This is a genomic window from Flintibacter sp., from assembly GCF_046973065.1.
Genome location: NZ_JBKVXZ010000043.1, coordinates 12,125 through 28,865, shown reverse-complemented (window position 1 = coordinate 28,865; position 16,741 = coordinate 12,125). Strand labels below are relative to the sequence as shown.

The window sequence follows — 16,741 nt, the reverse complement described above, 5'->3', positions numbered from 1 at the left end:
CAGCCGCCGCCCAAAATGGAGTTGAGCAGCAGCAGCTGATAGCGCCGCTCGTCCTGGTAAGACAGGCCGGGGAAGGCCAGAATGAGATGGTTTTGCTCAATAGCCTTTTTCCGCACAGTGACGGCGCTGCGGTAGTAGGCCTGACGGCCGGGGGAGGTGGGACCTTGGGGCAGGGCGGACAGACGATCCACAAGGGCGTCCACGTGCTGCTGGGTGAAGCTGCCCGCCAGAGAGACCACCATGGCCTGGGGGCGGTAGTGCTCCTGCTGCCACTGGCGCAGCCACTCGCCCGTCATCTTCTCCAGGGTGGAAGCCCGGCCCAGAATGGGCCGGCCCAGGGAGTCGCCCTTGTACACCGCCATGGACAGCCGCTCGGCGCACAGGTCCTCGGGGGTGTCCTCGTACATGCCGATCTCCTCCAGAATGACGCCCCGCTCCACCTCCACGTCCCGCTGGTCAAAGCGGGAGGCAAAGAGCATGTCGCACAGCAGATCCACCGCCCGGTCCAGGTGGCTGTCCAGACAGCGGGCATAGTAGCAGGTGTGCTCCTTGGTGGTGTAGGCGTTCACCTGGCCGCCGATGGCGTCCATCTCCCGGGCCAGGTCTCCGGCGGAGCGGGTGGCGGTGCCTTTGAAGGACATATGCTCAATGAAGTGGGCGGCGCCGTTCTCCGAGGCCAGCTCGTGGCGGGAGCCCGCTCCCACAAAAAAGCCCAGGGCGGCGGAGCGCACACCGGGGATGCGCTGGGTGAGAATGCGGGCGCCGTTGGGCAGTGTAATGCTTCGATACATGATAAAACCCTTTCTTCTGTGTTGGGATTCGTTTTGGAAAGTATACCACAGCTTCCGGCCTGCCGTCTATGGAAGAAAAAGTTTTGTCCCCCAGGTATATGCTGGGATAAGTCTGTCCACAATAGGCTTCGGAGGTGGTTTCCTTGAACCAAAATCGATGGAAAAAGCTGGGGGACTTTCTGCTGGGGAAAGGATTTTACATCGTCCTTTTCCTGTGCGTGGCCGCAATGGGAATTTCGGGCTATTATTTGATCCGCTCCGTCAGCGGGGGCGGCGAAATCGACGATCAGGCCGTGACCGGCAACCCCACCGTGGTACTGCCTGACAGCAGCGCCCAGACGCCGCCCAAGGCGGAGACGCCTGCGGAAAAGACTCCAGAACAGCAGTCCGCCGTCCAGGAGGAAAAAGACGATCCCGAGGCCCTGCCTCAGACCCAGGCCCAGGACCAGACCACCCGGGACGTGGTGTACACTTGGCCGGTGAAGGGAGAACTGCTGCGGGGCTTTGCCGTGGAGACCCTATCCTATGACCAGACCATGGGAGACTGGCGCACCCACGCGGGGGTAGACATCGCCGCAGAGGTGGGGCGCAAGGTCTGGGCCGCCGGAGAGGGTACGGTGAGCGAGGTGTATGAGGACCCCATGATGGGAGTCACCGTGGTGATCAAGCACCCGGACGGAGTGATCAGCACCTACTCCAACCTGGCCGCCGACCCCCTGGTGGCGGTGGGTGACACGGTGGATACCGGCGCGGAGATCGGCGCGGTGGGTGAGACCGCCATTGCCGAGAGCGCCATGGAGCCCCACCTGCACCTGGAGATGACCAAGGAGGGTGCCGCCCTGGACCCGGTCACCCTGCTGCCTGACCAGCTTTGACAAAAGGACCTCTATCCCTGTGGGATAGAGGTCCTTTTGTTGTACTTATTCCTGCACCAAAGCTCGGCGCATAGTTTCTGCAAATTGATCCAGCCGCTGGTTGATATCCGGGGCAGCCATAGCTTCGCCGGGGGCGTTGGCGGTGGCCATGAGGGCGAAGCGGGGAGGCAGGTAGAAGGATTTGTTCATGTTCATGGCGGAGATGACCTGCCGGACCACCGTGTCGCAGCCGGAGTAGCCCGACACCACCAGGGCAAAGACCGCTTTGTGGTAAAAGCGGGTCTGCCGGAAGAGGGCGGTGAGGCGGTTAATGCAGGCGGTGAGGTTGGCGGAGAGAGCGTCGTTGTAGTTGGGGCACAGAAGGAGCAGGGCGTCGGCAGAGCGCACGGCGGGGTAGACCTCCTCCTGCATCACACCGCCGTAGAAGCAGCCGCCCCGCTCGCCGAAGTGGAGACACATGGTGTAGGGGCAGCCGGCGCAGTCGGACAGGGTGCCGTTGCGCAGACCGATCTCCGTGACGTCCCAGTTGTCCCCCAGGCGTTGATGCAGGGCGCTCCACAGGGCCATGGTGTTGGAGGTGTGGTGGCTGGAGGCGTGGAGCACCAGCAGCTTGGGCCGGACATGGCGGGCAAAGACCTCGTGCTCCAGCCGCTGAGCGGTGTCCGCTACCGCGGCCTCATAGGCTCCGGCCAGGTCAGTGCCCAGATTTTTGGCCTGGATGCGGAAGTTGGCCAGGGAGCCGGTGGCCTCCACCAGGGGGCGGCCCAGCAGGGCGCACCCGGCACGGTTCATGGCCAGGGCCAGCTCCGCCGCTGTGGACTTGGTGTAGAGCTCTCCGGGGCCGTCCACAACGAGACCGCCGGTGCAGCCCTCCAGCAGTTCCGGCTCCCGGCGCAGCCGGGCGAGCATCCGGTAATACTCAAAATTCTGTCCGGCCTCGTCCAGCGACAGGGCAAACAGGATACGCTCCCCCTGGAGCTGGGAGAGGTCCTCGGAGCGGCGAATAAGCCGGACCTCCCGGCCTGCCAGAGCACGGTCCAGCACCCGGTCCAGCCGGGCTTGGTCCACCGTGTTGGGGAGGGTGGGATAGAGTACAGTCAGGGACATACACTCACCTTCTGAGAAAAGTAGAATCGTGGGGAGATTACAGGATGGTCTTCAAGTGGTCGGCGGCCTCCTGAATGTGGGCAAACAGGGGATCGGGAATGTGGGGCAGCAGTTCGGTCTCCACACCGGCGGGGGTGTAGCGGTTCTTGCAGCCCATGAAGATACCGTCCAGGAAGACGGAGCCGCAGTGCCACTCGCCCCGCAGGGTGAGCAGGATGGACAGGGCGCCGGAGGACAGGGCGGGAGCCACGTAGGGCTTGAAGCCGATCTCCCGCATGACCAGGTTGGCGGTGACCGTCTTGTGGGTGAGCTCCTGGGAAATCTCCTCGTTGTAGTTCTCAATGGAGTTGGCGATAAACAGGCCGGTGCCATGGGGGCCGAAGGAGCGGCCCTCGGTGAGGAAGGAGGAGAGCTTCTCGTTCTTCTTGGCAAAGTAGGCCGCCCGGGCGTTCATGACGCCAAGGCCGTAGCCCTGGACCTGCTCAGGCCGCAGGCCCTTGCCGTCCCAGTTGCCATCCTCGTCCTTGTTGCTCTCCAGATAGGCGGTCTTGGCCAGGGGGTCCACCGGGTCGGACACGGCGCACCACAGACCCTGGAAGTTGGCCTTCCGGGCCATGCGGGCGTAGGTCTTGACGATGGCGGCGTTATTCTCAAACTGGGCCATGCGCACGTCCTTCACCTGGGAGCCCACGGGCGGGATCCCCTTGGAGGCCACAAAGACGAATACGTCGCAGTCAAAGAGGTTTTCGGGCTTCACCACCTCCACGTCGGGGAAGGCGTTGTAGTCCCAGGGGAGGTTAATTTGCCCCATCTCAAACTCCCACCGGGCGGTGATCTGGTCGGACAGATCGCAGATGCCGATGGTGGAGATCACGTCCCCGCCCAGCAGCTTCAAGCCGGTGAGCAGGGTGGAGCCCACGTCGCCGATGGCCAGGATGTGGACCCGCTTTTTGCCCGTGTTGGGAGCGGCGGTGAGGATGGACTCCCAGCCCATCCGCCCGGTGTTCACGGCGGTGAGCTGTCCTGCCTCCAGGGCGGCGGAGAGAGCCTCGTCCAGCTCCAGGGTGGGCAGGCGGCTCTCGTCCAGCACCTCCAAGCTGTGGGGAGCCAGAAGCTGGCCGGGAGCATTCACCTTAAAGGAGCCGCGGCCCAGGATGGGGTCGCCCTCCACCAGGTAGTAGATGGGCTCTCCGGCGTGGGGCGTGACGGGGGTGTAGGGCAGGTCGGAGCGGTCAGAGGCCAGAATTTTTCCATCCTTTTCGTAATAATAAAACATAGTATTACTCCTAGTTTTTGATTTTAGCAGGTTCCGCCCTGCGGGGCGGGTTCCTTTTTGCTTGCCCAAAAAGGAACCAAAAATGCCCCGGGGGTTGCGTTCCGATGAACACCTCGCCCAAGGCGGGTGTTCATAGTCTCTTACCCCCGGCCCCCCCAGTTACGGGGGACGCCCTCCAGCTTTCTTGGCAATTTCGTCCGGCGGGCAAAGACAAGACCGTATGGTCCTTCTTGCCTCGGGGGCACAGGCCCCTACCCGGTTTGAAATTTACAGTGCCCGTGTTATACGAACGCCGCCTACTCTGGCAAAGCCGTGACAGCTGGTCCATTCACAGGACTGCACCGTACCAAACAGGAAGGGATGCACCAGGCGGTGTATGTTAGAAGGAAAATGCTTTAAATTTTAATGGCAAAAGGGCCTAAGGCCCGGGAGTAGACGGGAAACAGATCTTGATTTTGCCCGCCGGAAATTGCGAACAGACCAAAGTGGCACACCCTCGTAGCAGGGGGACCGGGGGAAAGCCGCCTGGGAACACCGCCGAAGGCGAAGTGTTCCCCGAAGGCGTCCCCCGGCGGCGTTTTGGTTACTTTGCCGCCGTGGGCAAAGTAACACCGTTTCTTGTGCAAGAAAAATGCATATTAATGGGTACGCAGCAGCTGCTCCAAATCGTTCTCCAGATACACCGACGCAGCCAGATTGGGGTCGTAATGGAGACAGGTGCCCTTATCGGGACACAGGGGCAGGATGACAGCCTCGGGCAGGCGGTTCAGAGTCAGGTTGCGCCCATAGAGGATGCGGTATTCCTGCTCCAGGGTGGAAATCACGTCCCGGGCCGACTCCAGGCAGCAGCGGGACAGTTCAAACACGGCGTCCTCACTGTACTCGCTGCGGAAGGTGGGGGAGGCGTAGGGCAGGATGTGGTTGATGCCGGGGAGCATGCCGGGTACCGGGGAGGTGGGACGGCGCACCGTGTTGCCGCCAATGAAGGGATACAGGGTGGACTCCACAAACCACTCCCGCAGCCGAGGCAGGTAGTATACGCTGTCTACTGGGCGGCCCTGAGCGTCCATCAAGTCTCGGCCGTGGCCGGAGAGCAGACCTACCAGCACCATGCGGATGTCTACCTCCTCCTTGCGGAGGATGGGGTCCAGTGCCTTGATGCGGAAGCCGGGGTGCATGATATCGTCCACCAGAATGACCGGACGGTTGAAGGACTTGATGGTGCGGATCTGACAGGGGATGGGGGCGTAATGGGGGAAGGCCTCCATGGTGCTCTGGCTGAGATCGGGGGTAAATACCTTGTCGGTGTGGATAGTTTTGGTCACGGTATTGGGTACGATCTTGCCCCGGAGCATTTTTCCGTAGGGAACGCACATGTTTTTCCCCAATTTCCGGGGGGTGGTGGGGACAGATGGCACCTCGTTGTAGGTGGTGATCATCTCCAGCAGCCGCTGGTGGATAATATCCGAGGACAAGGTGAGCACCAGGAACCGGGGGTAGAGCTTGGTCAGGGCCATCTGCAGCCGCCGGTGTCCACGCTGGATGGCGGAGAGCACCTTGGGGTTGCGGTTGAGGGGGTCCTGAATGGTGGTCTCCAGGTTCTGGATGAGCACAGTGGGAGCGCTCATATCCACCTCCCAGATGGGGGTGTCTCCCTCCCGGCGCAGGAAGCCCTGGCGGGCCAGGGTGTCCTCCAGGATCGGGTCGGGCAGAGCGCCGCAGGGGCGGTAGACGCCGTAAATGCAGTCGTCGGCCAGCGCCTTGGCCAGCACCTCGGTGAAGAGAAGCTGGAGATAGTCCTTGAGGGGATCGGAGGTGTCGGCCATGGCAGAGGTGATGATCAGCGTGGTGCCCGCCGAGCGCAGGCGGATGCGGTTGGCCAGCTCGGTATCCCGCAGGGCGCCAAAGAGCTGGGAGGCCGACAGGTACCGGAAGCTGAGGAAACCCAGCAGCTGGTTCTGGGTGCTGGAGCGCAGCAGGACCAGACGGTCCCGGCCGCGGAGAATTCCCTCCCGCAGGGCGTCCCGGTCGGGCCGGCCGGCGGTGAGCTCCTGGATGAGCAGCTCGTCCGGCTCGTCCACCCACTGGAAGGTCAGATCGCCGGAACCCAGCACCGGCTTGTTCTGGCTGTCCCGGAGGTAGAGGCCGTTTTGATAGATAAAGTCCTGGATGACCGGGTCGATGAGGTTGGAGATGTCCCGGTTCAGGTCCACATTTTCCCGGATGCGGGTGGAACTGATGTCCTCCAGATGGAGAGGCAGCTGAAGCTGGATGACATCGCCCTTCAAATTCAGCTGCTCGGTGCTGGGCAGGGGGGGCTGGCCCGCCCGGCGGAAGATAATGAGGTTCATGGAGTGGATGGACCAGGGACGGGGGGCGGCCTGGAAACAGGAGGCGTTGCCCACCACGTCGCTGCCCACCACCAGATAGACCTCCTGGTCGGGGAAGAGGTTGCGCAGCCGTTTGAGGTCGGCAGGGTTGGCGATGTTCACCGGGATGTCGTCGGGGAAGAGGTGGACGTGGAAGTCCCCTGCCACCGACAGGTTGACGATCTGCCGGCGGATGAGGTGGGGCTGGGCCTTCTTGGACCAGGAGAACTCGTCCACCGCCAGATAAACCTCAAAGCCTAGGGCCCGGATCGCGTGGACGATGCCCTTGTGGGACAGGGTGAAGGGGTCAAAGGTGCCGGGGAAGAAGGCCACCTTCTTGGGTACCGTGAAGGAGAAGGGGCCGTGGTCCAGCCGCCACAGGGCGATGAAGCGGTTAATGTGAGCCAGGGCGGCGGCGCGGTAGAAGAAGGTCATGTCGTCGTCCTGCACCGGAGCCTCCTGGATGAGGAAGAGGAGCTTGCGGTAGCTCAGGGAGAACAGGTGAGCCTTCTCGTCCATGGAGAGGACATTGCTCTCAAACAGCAGCTTGCCGGTGACCAGCAGAGCCTCCTGGCGCACCGGAGGACGGTAGTGGGCCAGTCCCTGGAGCAGGAGACCCAGCAGCTCCTGGCGGCGGGACTCATAGTTCTGGGCGGACTCCACAAAGCGGCCCCGGTAGGCGGGGTAGTGCTGGAGCAGCACTCCGATGGTGTTCAGCGCGCCGGAGACGGCGGAGTCGTTGGGGGAGCCCAGCAGGGTCTTGAGCCACAGCACCTGCTCGTCCAGCTCGCTGGGGTAGAGGTACAGGGCGGCCTGGCCCAGATATTCGGGGATGTACTTGGAAATTTCGTACTGTCCCATCTCCAGACCCTTGCCCAGCTCCACGACTACCTCGTTGCGCTGGTCCCGGCGGAGCATGGGCAGGATATGCACCAGAGCGTCGCCGGCGTTACAGCGCACCACCACCCGCTCAGAGACCTTGATGAGGTTGGAGTAGTGGGTGCAGATGTGGAGCATGTGCTCCTGGAGGCCGTGCTCCACCTGGTCCCGTAGCAGCTCCACGCCCACCACCTTGACTACCCAGGGGGTGGCGGTCTTCAGGTTGTCCAAAAAGACCTCGCTGGTGATGTCCTGGTCGTAGAGCGCCCGCTTGTGGGCGGAGGTGTCCTTGCCGGCCCGTTGGAGAATGCGGTACTGCAGGAAGGTGACGGCCAGACTTTTCTGGGTGACCCCGTTGGCGATGGAGACGATCTGCTCCATCTGGGGGTTGCTGCGGGAGAGATTGCGGGCGGCTTCCCGCAGGAACATGAGGGAGGCCACCGTGAGGCGCAGGTCGTTCTGCCCCACCCAGTAGGCGGCAAAGTTGATGAGCAGCTGGCGCACCTCGTCGTTATAGTACTTGGAGGGGAGATACCAGGCTGCGTCCAGCAGGGTGAAGGCGGTGTCAGCATCCTTCTCCTGGGGGTCGTGGAAGTAGCGCAGGAAGGCGCCCACAAACCGGGGCACGTCCCCGGGGCGGGCGTACTTCAGCAGGGACTCCAACACCAGCTTCAGGGTGTAGCCGATGTGGTGGCGCTGCTGCTGGGTAGTCTTGTGGTCGGGGTAGATGAGCATGTCCAGGTACTGCTCCCAAAGGGTGAAGGGGACCTCCTCGGCGGGGTCGTTCTCCTCGTCCGCCGGCACCTCCTTGCGGTAGACCAGGTGGAAACGGGCAATGATCAGACCGATGAGAGAGCCGGCCTGACGGCGGATATCGCCCTCGCGGTGGACCAGCAGCTCGTAGAGGAAGGAGAGCGCCTGAGTCTTTTGGCGCACCGACAGGTAGGTGAAGTACTCCTGGAACACGTTGAGGTAGGCCCGCAGCTGCTTCCAGTCCTTGGTGGAGCGGGCGGCCTCAATGATGTTGCCGAACTTGCGCTCGTTGGAGAGCATGTGCATCAGGCGCAGGCTGTGGCCCACCGACAGCAGGGTCAGACCCTCCACCGTCTCTCCCGGTCCCATGAGGGAGGGGTCCTTGTGGGGACGGGGCTGCTGGGGCTGGCCGGTGAGGTCCACGTCCACGCCCAGGGCGCGCATGTAGTCCTCAAAATCGTGGAGCTTGCCGTAGACGAACTCATACCGCCGCCGCTTGGAGGGGTCCACGTTCTCCAGCTTGGAGAGGATGACCTGGAAGGACTCGTCCAGGGGGTAGAGGACGGTGATCTCGTTGCCGTCGGCATCCCGGCTTTGCTTGGAGCGGAAGTCGGCGTAGATGAGACACAGAGACTCCACCGACAGAGACTCCAGCTCCAGATCCCAGGTGGAGTGGTTGGAGGCGATGTGGCTGATGTTGTCCAGATGGCGCTCCAGCAGCCACTGGTCGGTGTAGTAGTAGTGCAGGTGGGGCACCCGCTCTCCCGGGCGGCAGCCGAACTTGCCGATGTCGTGGGCGGCGGCGGAGCCGGAAATGAGGGCCAGATCGATGTCCACCCCGGCCTGCTTCAATCCCCGGGCCACCGCCATGGCGATGTAGTGGACCCCGGCAATGTGGCCCAGCGTCTTGAAGGGGGTGACCTCCAGCCCTAAGCGCATGAGCTCATAGACGTACTCCTTCCGGTAGCACTCCAGGAGCTTGGCATACTCCCGGCCGCAGTCGCAGGGGGTATACTCCTCGGGGGTGAGGAACTGAAAGTCCATGAGGGGGTCAAAGGGGAGCACCTGCCGCTCGTAGTCCAGCAGCACCTGGAGGACGGTCAGATAGAACCGGGCGCCTTCCACATGTTCCTGGGCGTCGGGGGCGAAGTTGCCCTGGGGGTACAGACAGGCGCGGATATACCGGTAGCAGAAGGACAGCCAGCCGTCCTCGGGTACCGGGGAGAGTTTGGCCAGGATGGGGGCGCACACCTGGAGCACTTGATCACACTCCAGGCGGGTGCGGATGGGAAGCAGCTGGTCCAGCTCCTCGGCCCAGCCGGGGGTCTTCAGCAGGGCCAGAGCGGCGCGGCGGTTTGGGGCGCAGGCCAGCTCCTGTTCTGCCAGGGCGTCGGCCACCTGGCTGGAGAGCTGGCGGATCAATTTTTCATGCATAGACGTCCCGCCTTTCTGGGAGTAAAGTGGTAAAGAATTGTTGTTTTTCAGTTTAGCACAAAAACTGGAAGAAGGAAAGAGCAAGCGGCCCGCCAAAAACAACCTTTTGACGAGCCGCAGTATGGTTTGTTATATGGGATCCCCGCGCCAGCGGCCCTGGATCCACACCCGGCCCACCACCGCGCCGATCGCCAGGATGTTGCCGCAGAAGTAGAGCCACACCAGCAGGATAATAAGGGAGGCCAAAGAGCCGTACACCAGGGAGTAGCGGGAGGACATGTCGATAAACCAGGAGAAGAGCACCGAGCAGGCCACCATGGCCAGGGCGGAGAGCAGGGCGGTGAGGCGGATGGTGCCCTTGACGTGCAGGGCGCGGGGGGTGCCCAGGCGGTACACTGCCAGCACCAGCAGCAGGACAAAGCAGAACAGCAGCACATAGCGCAGCTGGGTCCAAAAAGAGGCCAGCATGTGCAGCGGGATAAGCTCCAAAATTTTTTGGGGCAGAGTCCGCTCCAGAGCCTGGAAGAACCAGTCGCCGGTAAAGACCACGATAATGGACAGGTACAGGGTCAGCAGGAACAGCAGGGAGAGAACCACGCTGAGGACCAGGCGCTTGACGCTGTTGTCCCGGGGAACCTCGTAGAGCTCGTCCATGGTCTGAAACAGGGTGCGCAGGGCGGCAGAGGCGGAGAGCAGAATGGTAAACAGGCTGGCCAGCAGCAGGGGGGTAGACTGATTTTGAGGAATGGAGGAGACGTAGGTGAGGTAGTCCAAAATAATGTTCAGACTCTCCTGGGGCAGCAGGGGCTCCAGGGCAAAAAAGACGTCCTCGGGCTCCAGGGGGAGCAGGCCGATGAAGAAGTTGACGCACATGAGCAGGGGAAACAGGGTAAGGATAAGAAAATAGGACAGGGCCGCCGCCGCCCGGGCCACGCCCACCCGGTCGTAGGTCTCTTTTAAGTCCAGGGCAAAGGCCACCGGCTTTTTATCCAGCAGTGCGCGCCACATGGGGTCGGCCTCCTCTCAAATCAATACTCCCAGCATAGCAGAAGGGCGGGATAAAACCAGGGGGAAGGGGTCGAGAAAAACGCAAAAAGCCGCCTGCGATGCAGACGGCTTTCCTCTTGCAGAAAATTAGGCCAGCTTGTTCAGCTTGATGGTCATGCTACTCTTCTTGTTGGCAGCGTTGTTCTTGTGCAGCAGCCCCTTAGCAGCAGCCTTGTCCACCGCCTTCACAGCCACCTTGTAAGCAACATCGGCCTCGCTGCGGTTGCCTTCCGCCACCGCGGCCTCAAACTTCTTGATGTCGGTCTTCAGCGCGGACTTCGCGGCCTTGTTCTGCATGGCCTTGGTCTGGGAAACCAGCACACGCTTCTTGGCAGACTTGATATTCGGCAAACCAAACACCTCCTCCGATTTTTAATCGTTAAAATTAGCACAATAATCCTGTGCGGATATGTATTGTAGCATATCGCGGCGGAAAATGCAACACTTTTTTTCAAAAAGAATGAGAAAATCGGATAAAATTTCCGCTGCCGCAAATGCTAGCAGTGAAATGTGGCAAGACCACAAGATATGGAAGGAAAAGGAGTGGGGAACATGGAGCAGCGGCGTACCGACCTGGCTCTGGAGGCCCGGGAACTGTGGCAGGAGCGGGCGGGGGAGACCAGCCAGCTGGAGGGCGTGGAGGCCCGGACCGGGGAGCGGGAGGGTTTCCTCTCAGAGACCGTGCACATCCTGGATGAGCGGGGGGAGCAGGCTCTGGGCAAACCGGCGGGCACCTATGTGACGCTGACCATGGACGGCCTGCAGCGCCGGGAGGAGGACGCCTTCGGGCGGGGCGCCCGGGCGGTGGCCGGGGTGCTGCGGGAACTGATGGGACCGGAGGGGGAGAAGGGCGGCGCCCTGGTGGTAGGGCTGGGGAACCGGGCCATCACCCCCGACGCCATCGGGCCCAAGGTCCACGAGTACACCCTGGTCACCCGTCACCTGGTGGAGGGGGTGCCGGAGCACTTTGGCTCGTTCCGGCCTGTGGCCTCCCTGGCCGCCGGGGTGCTGGGTACCACGGGGATGGAGAGCGGGGAACTGGTGCAGGCGGTGTGCCGCAGCCTGAAACCCGCCTGGGTCGTTGCGGTGGACGCCCTGGCCTCCCGCTCCCTGGACAGGCTGTGCCGCACGGTGCAGATCTCTGACACCGGCATCGTCCCGGGCTCCGGGGTGGGCAACCACCGCTTTGCCCTGGATAAGAAGACCCTGGGGGTGCCGGTGCTGGCGGTAGGGGTGCCCACGGTGGTCTACGGGGCCACTCTGGCCGCCGACCTGCTGGGGCGGGACGACCTGCCCCCCCTGGGCCGGGAGGGCGAGCTGCTGGTCACCCCCAAGGACATCGACAGCCAGGTGGGCGACCTCTCCAAGGTCATCGCCTACGGCATCAACCTGGCCCTCCAGCCCGGTCTGGGGGTGGAGGACCTGGATCTGTTGTTAAGCTAGGCCCCGCAGACACTGGCACAGGAGAATCAGGGCCACATTGGTGCAGTACAGGACAAAAAAATCTCCGGTCAGGCGCAGACGCTGCTGCTGGGTCAAGAAAACTCCCCCTTTCCGGTGTCAGTGTATGCGCCGGGATGGGGGACTCATGCGCGGCGGGGACTGGAATATCCCCCCAGGAAATGGGACACACTAACCGGGAATCAAAGGGGCCGCGCCCCGGGAAAGGATGTGATGGAGATGGTAAAGGGAATCACCCGCCAGGTGATTTTGGTCAAGTCCCCCGACCCCAAGCTCTTTGAGGAGGCAATCTTTATCGTGAAAGAGGAGGCTCTGGCCCGGGAAGGGGTCAGCGCCGACCAGGTGATCCGTCAGGCCCGCCAGGCCGCCGACGGCTATTTGAAGAGCGGACGGGCCTGGAACCGGAAGCTGGAACGGCTGGACCGGTTCCGGGGCCCCATCTGGGGGGCGGCTGGAGCGGCGGCTGCTTCTGCGGCCTGGTATGCCGCACTGTTCCTGCTATAAAAAATCTTCCAAACTTCTTAAGAGAAACCTAAGAAAACCTTTCAAGGATTTGCACAAACTGTATGTTATCCTCTCATACAGTTCAAGCCGGAACTGTCCGGCCAAAAGGAGAGGATCATCGCATGTCTGATTTGCTGCAAGTGACCGACCTGGTCAAAATTTACGGCCGCCGGGACGCGGCCACCCGCGCCCTGGACGGGGTAAGTCTGTCTCTGGCGGCGGGGGAATATGTGGGTATCATGGGAGCCTCCGGCTCCGGCAAGACCACCCTCTTAAACTGCATTTCCACCATTGACCGACCCACCTCCGGCTCCATCCAGGTGGACGGACAGGAATTGACAAAACTCCGGGGCAAGGAGCTCACCCGTTTCCGCCGGGAGCGGTTGGGGTTTATCTTCCAGGACTGCAACCTGCTGGATACCCTCACCGCCTTTGAAAACATTGCCCTGTCCCTGTCTATCGTAGGTACTCCGGCGGGGGAGATCAAAGGCCGGGTGGAGGAGATGGCCTCTCTGCTGGGCATCTCGGAGTGTCTGCAGAAGTACCCCTACCAGATGTCGGGCGGCCAGCAGCAGCGGTGTGCCGCCGCCCGGGCCATGGTCACCCGCCCTGCCCTGGTGCTGGCCGACGAGCCCACCGGCGCGCTGGACTCCAAGTCCGCCCGGATGCTGCTGGAGCGGCTGGAGGTCCTGAACCGGGAGCGGGGAGCCACCATCCTCATGGTTACCCACGACGCCTTTACCGCCAGCTGCTGTCACCGGGTGGTTTTCCTGCGGGACGGCCGCATCTTTAAGGAGCTGCGCCGGGGCGAGGGGGAGGACCGCCGTACCTTCTTCCAAACCATTATCCGGGTGGTCACCCAGCTGGGAGGAGAGATGGAAGATGTTCTTTAAGCTGGCTCTTCGCAACGTGCGCCGGTCCTTCCGGGACTACGGGGTGTATCTGCTCACCCTCACCTTCGGCGTGTGTCTCTTCTACACCTTTAACTCCCTGGAGGGCCAGGGCGCTATGGTCTACCTGGCCCAAAACGGCAGCCCCATGGTGGAGGTGATCCAGGCCTGCATCAGCATCTTCTCCGTCTTTGTGGCGGTGGTGCTGGCCTGCCTCATTCTCTACGCCAACCGCTTTTTGCTGCGGCGGCGCAAGCGGGAGCTGGGTACTTACCTCTTACTAGGTCTGGGCCAGGGGCAGGTGTCCCTGGTGCTGGTGCTGGAGACCGGGCTGGTGGCCCTGGTGTCTCTGGTGCTGGGTCTGGGGCTGGGCGTGCTGGCCTCCCTGGGGCTGTCCCAGCTTACTTTGTCTATGTTCCAGATCTCCATGGACGGCATGTTGGGCCTGCATTTCTCCCCGGCGGCGGCAGGCAAGACCATCTTGTACTTCGGCCTCATTTTCCTGCTGGTGATGCTGCTCAGCGGCGTGCAGGTGTCCCGCTCCAAGCTGCTGGACCTGATGCAGGGGGACCGGCGCAACGAGCCCCTGCGCCAGCGTTCCTTAACGTGGGCGGTGTTCCAGTGTGTGCTGGGGGTAGTGTGCCTGGGGGTGGCCTATGTCATGCTGCTCACCTTCGGCATGATGATTTTGGCCATGCCCATGCTCTGTGTGCCCATGCTGGCCCTGGGTACGGTAGGTACCCTGCTCATTTTCCGGTCTCTGTCCGGCTTTGTGCTGCGGCTGGCCCAGAGCCACCCCGGTTTCTACTATAAAAACCTGAACCTCTTCACCCTGCGGGAGTGGATGAGCAAGGTCCACTCCACCTACCTGGCCCAGACCGTCATCTGTATCCTGCTGCTGCTGGCCATGGGCATCACTGCCAGCTCCATCGGCCTTAACTCCACCCTGGACGCCTTGGCTCAGGACCAGGCCCCCTTCGACATCACCATTCAGAATCAAAACGGGGATGTGCAGCAGGTGGACTTTGACGGCGAGCTGAACGCCGCCGGGTTTGATACGTCGGAAAAGCTGTCCTGGCAGCGGGACTTCCTCATCTACTACGGGGACACCGCCGTCACCGGACTCTACTCCTCCGGCGTCATCAGCCTCACCGACTACAACGCCCTGCGGGAGCGCCAGGGAGAGAGTCACTACACCGGCACCCTACCCGCCTCTATCCCCTGGGAGGAGGTATGCCGCCTGGTAAACGGCGGCCTGGGCATGGACATGGTAGTGGTAGATGACACTATGTTGGACCAGTTGGAGGTCCGCCGCCAAATCTGGGTGGCCGACTACGCCGGGGACGCGGAGGAAACCGAGGCCAATCTGGTCTCCGCTTTGACTGAGCTGCCCCAGACCTGCCTCACCCGCACGGAAAGTCGGATCATGCTCTATCAGGAGCTGGTGGGCAATAAGATTCTGGCCCTGTTTCTAGGGGTGTATCTGGGAATCACCTTCCTGCTGGCTGCCGCGGCGGTGCTGGCCTTGCAGCAGCTGAGCCAGGGGGCGGACAACGCCGGGCGCTACGCCATCCTGCGCCGCCTGGGTGCTCAGGAGAGCATGGTGTCCCGCTGCGCCGTGGAGCAGGTGGCTCTCGCCTTCCTGCTGCCGCTGGCCCTGGCCCTCATTCACAGCGTGGTGGGTATGAAGGCGGCCAACGACTTCATTGCCCAGGCGGGCAAAGTGGATGCTCTCCAGAGCACCGCCGTCACCGCCCTCATGCTGCTGGTGGTGTACGGCGGCTACTTCCTGGCCACCGCCCTGGCCTGCCGCCGCCTGGCTCTCCAGGGAACGGGAGCGCGGCGCTGAATCGATCAAAATTGCCCATTGGCCCCCGGGGCCAATGGGCAAAATTTTAGGAAAAATTTCATCTGTTCAGGCCGGTGGGGAATGGCTATAATAGTCCGGAATCCAAATCCCCCCTGGGGAGATTGTCCAAGGAGAGAACGCGTATGACCAAGGACCTGACCACCGGCAACCCCATGCGGCTCATTCTGGGCTTTGCGCTGCCCACCCTGCTGGGCATGCTGTTCCAGCAGCTGTACAATATGATGGACACCATGATTGTAGGCAAGCTGCTGGGCGCCACCGCTCTGGCGGCGGTAGGCTCTACCGGCTCCATCAACTTCTTTGTCATCGGCTTTTGCATGGGCGTGTGCAACGGCTTTGCCATCCCGGTGGCCCAGCGTATGGGCGCGGGAGATTATAGCCAGATGCGCCGGTATGTGGCCAACGCCGCCTGGCTGGCCATCGCGTTTGCCGCGGTACTCACCGTGGCCACCGGTCTGCTGTGCGGTACCATTCTCACTGTCATGAATACCCCCGCCGACATCTATGAGGGGGCCTACTGGTACATCTTCATCATCTTCATGGGCATCCCCGCCACCTTCCTTTATAACCTGCTGGCGGCCATCATCCGGTCCCTGGGAGACAGCAAGACGCCCGTCTATTTCCTGGCCATGTCCTCGGTGCTGAACATCGGCCTGGACCTGGCCTTTATCCTGGTGTTCCGGCTGGGGGTGGCGGGAGCCTCTCTGGCCACCGTATTGTCCCAGGGAGTGTCCGGCCTGGCCTGCCTGGTGTACATGGTGAAAAAGTTCCCCATCCTCCACGTGAGCCGGGAGGAACGGCAGCTGGACATCCGTTCCTGCCGGGCGCTGTGCTTCATGGGGGTACCCATGGGGCTTCAGTACTCCATCACCGCCATCGGCTCCATCTTCCTCCAGTCCGCCGTCAACAGCCTGGGCAGCCTCTATGTGGCGGGTGTGGCTGCGGGAAGCAAGCTGTTCCAGCTGCTGGGCTGTCCCTACGACGCCATGGGTGCCACCATGGCCACCTACTGCGGCCAGAATGTGGGCGCGGTCAAGCTGGACCGCCTGGGAAAGGGCGTGCGGGCCTGCTCGCTGCTGGGACTCATCTATGCGCTGATCGCCTTCGGCGGCATGCTGCTCTTTGCGCCCCAGGGGGCCATGCTCTTCCTGGACCCCACCGAGCCGGAGCTTGCCACCCTGGTGGATCTGACCGCCCAGTACATCCGTACCCTCACCGCCTTCTTCTTCCCGCTGGCCCTGGTGAACATTGTCCGTTTCTCCATCCAGGGTATGGGCTTCAGCGGCCTGGCCATTCTGGCGGGCGTGATGGAGATGATCGCCCGCACGGCGGTGGGCGTCATCTTTGTGCCTATGTTTGGCTATACGGCGGCCTGCTTCGCCTCCCCGGCGGCCTGGGTGTGCGCCGACCTGTTCCTGATCCCCGCCTGCATGGGCAGCATTAACCGGTTGCGAAAGATTTACGAAATAGAACCCGAAGCCTGAT

General features: G+C 62.4%; 12 protein-coding genes. 6 read left to right on the top strand and 6 right to left on the bottom strand.

What is annotated here, in order from left to right; all coding sequences use genetic code 11:
- Positions 1–791, bottom strand: a 791-nt coding sequence (locus tag ACLTXB_RS13790) for a M16 family metallopeptidase (RefSeq protein ID WP_428227405.1), incomplete at its 3' end; no start/stop codon positions are given.
- A 143-nt stretch (positions 792–934) separates the two neighbouring features.
- On the opposite strand from ACLTXB_RS13790, the gene ACLTXB_RS13785 reads away from it, so the two are divergent.
- Positions 935–1,666, top strand: coding sequence for a peptidoglycan DD-metalloendopeptidase family protein (locus ACLTXB_RS13785; RefSeq protein WP_428227404.1), 732 nt, complete (start codon positions 935–937; stop codon positions 1,664–1,666).
- Positions 1,667–1,711: 45 nt separating this feature from the next.
- Here ACLTXB_RS13785 and ACLTXB_RS13780 read toward each other — a convergent pair whose 3' ends face one another.
- The 5 genes from ACLTXB_RS13780 to rpsT form a co-directional block, all read right to left on the bottom strand.
- Entirely contained in the window at positions 1,712–2,773 is a 1,062-nt protein-coding gene (locus ACLTXB_RS13780) for a flavodoxin family protein (RefSeq protein WP_428227403.1), read from the bottom strand.
- Positions 2,774–2,810: 37 nt separating this feature from the next.
- Positions 2,811–4,049 (bottom strand): lactate dehydrogenase, encoded by a 1,239-nt coding sequence (locus ACLTXB_RS13775; protein ID WP_428227402.1) that lies wholly within the window; start codon positions 4,047–4,049, stop codon positions 2,811–2,813.
- A gap of 638 nt (positions 4,050–4,687) precedes the next feature.
- Entirely contained in the window at positions 4,688–9,484 is a 4,797-nt protein-coding gene (locus tag ACLTXB_RS13770; protein ID WP_428227401.1) for a cytidyltransferase-related domain protein, read from the bottom strand.
- 129 nt (positions 9,485–9,613) lie between these two features.
- The gene (locus ACLTXB_RS13765; RefSeq protein WP_428227400.1) at positions 9,614–10,492 is read right to left on the bottom strand and encodes a YihY/virulence factor BrkB family protein; all 879 of its coding nucleotides are present in this window, start codon (positions 10,490–10,492) and stop codon (positions 9,614–9,616) included.
- A gap of 126 nt (positions 10,493–10,618) precedes the next feature.
- Positions 10,619–10,882, bottom strand: a complete 264-nt coding sequence (gene rpsT, locus ACLTXB_RS13760) for a 30S ribosomal protein S20 (protein ID WP_020989770.1) — start codon at positions 10,880–10,882, stop codon at positions 10,619–10,621.
- 177 nt (positions 10,883–11,059) lie between these two features.
- On the opposite strand from rpsT, the gene gpr reads away from it, so the two are divergent.
- The 5 genes from gpr (at position 11,060) to ACLTXB_RS13735 (ending at position 16,740) form a co-directional block, all read left to right on the top strand.
- Positions 11,060–11,974, top strand: coding sequence for a GPR endopeptidase (gpr, locus tag ACLTXB_RS13755; RefSeq protein WP_428227399.1), 915 nt, complete (start codon positions 11,060–11,062; stop codon positions 11,972–11,974).
- Between the two features lie 237 nt (positions 11,975–12,211).
- The gene (locus tag ACLTXB_RS13750; protein WP_008982647.1) at positions 12,212–12,496 is read left to right on the top strand and encodes a hypothetical protein; all 285 of its coding nucleotides are present in this window, start codon (positions 12,212–12,214) and stop codon (positions 12,494–12,496) included.
- 122 nt (positions 12,497–12,618) lie between these two features.
- Positions 12,619–13,389 carry an ABC transporter ATP-binding protein gene (locus ACLTXB_RS13745; protein WP_428227398.1) on the top strand — a complete coding sequence of 257 codons (771 nt, stop codon included), beginning with the start codon at positions 12,619–12,621 and terminating at the stop codon, positions 13,387–13,389.
- A complete protein-coding gene (locus tag ACLTXB_RS13740) occupies positions 13,379–15,235 on the top strand; it encodes an FtsX-like permease family protein (RefSeq protein ID WP_428227397.1) in 1,857 nt (618 codons plus the stop codon). The genes ACLTXB_RS13745 and ACLTXB_RS13740 overlap by 11 nt, the downstream gene beginning before the upstream one ends.
- 143 nt (positions 15,236–15,378) lie before the next feature.
- On the top strand, positions 15,379–16,740 hold the full coding sequence (locus ACLTXB_RS13735; RefSeq protein WP_428227396.1) for an MATE family efflux transporter: 1,362 nt from the start codon (positions 15,379–15,381) through the stop codon (positions 16,738–16,740).
- The last annotated feature ends 1 nt before the right edge of the window (position 16,741 follow it).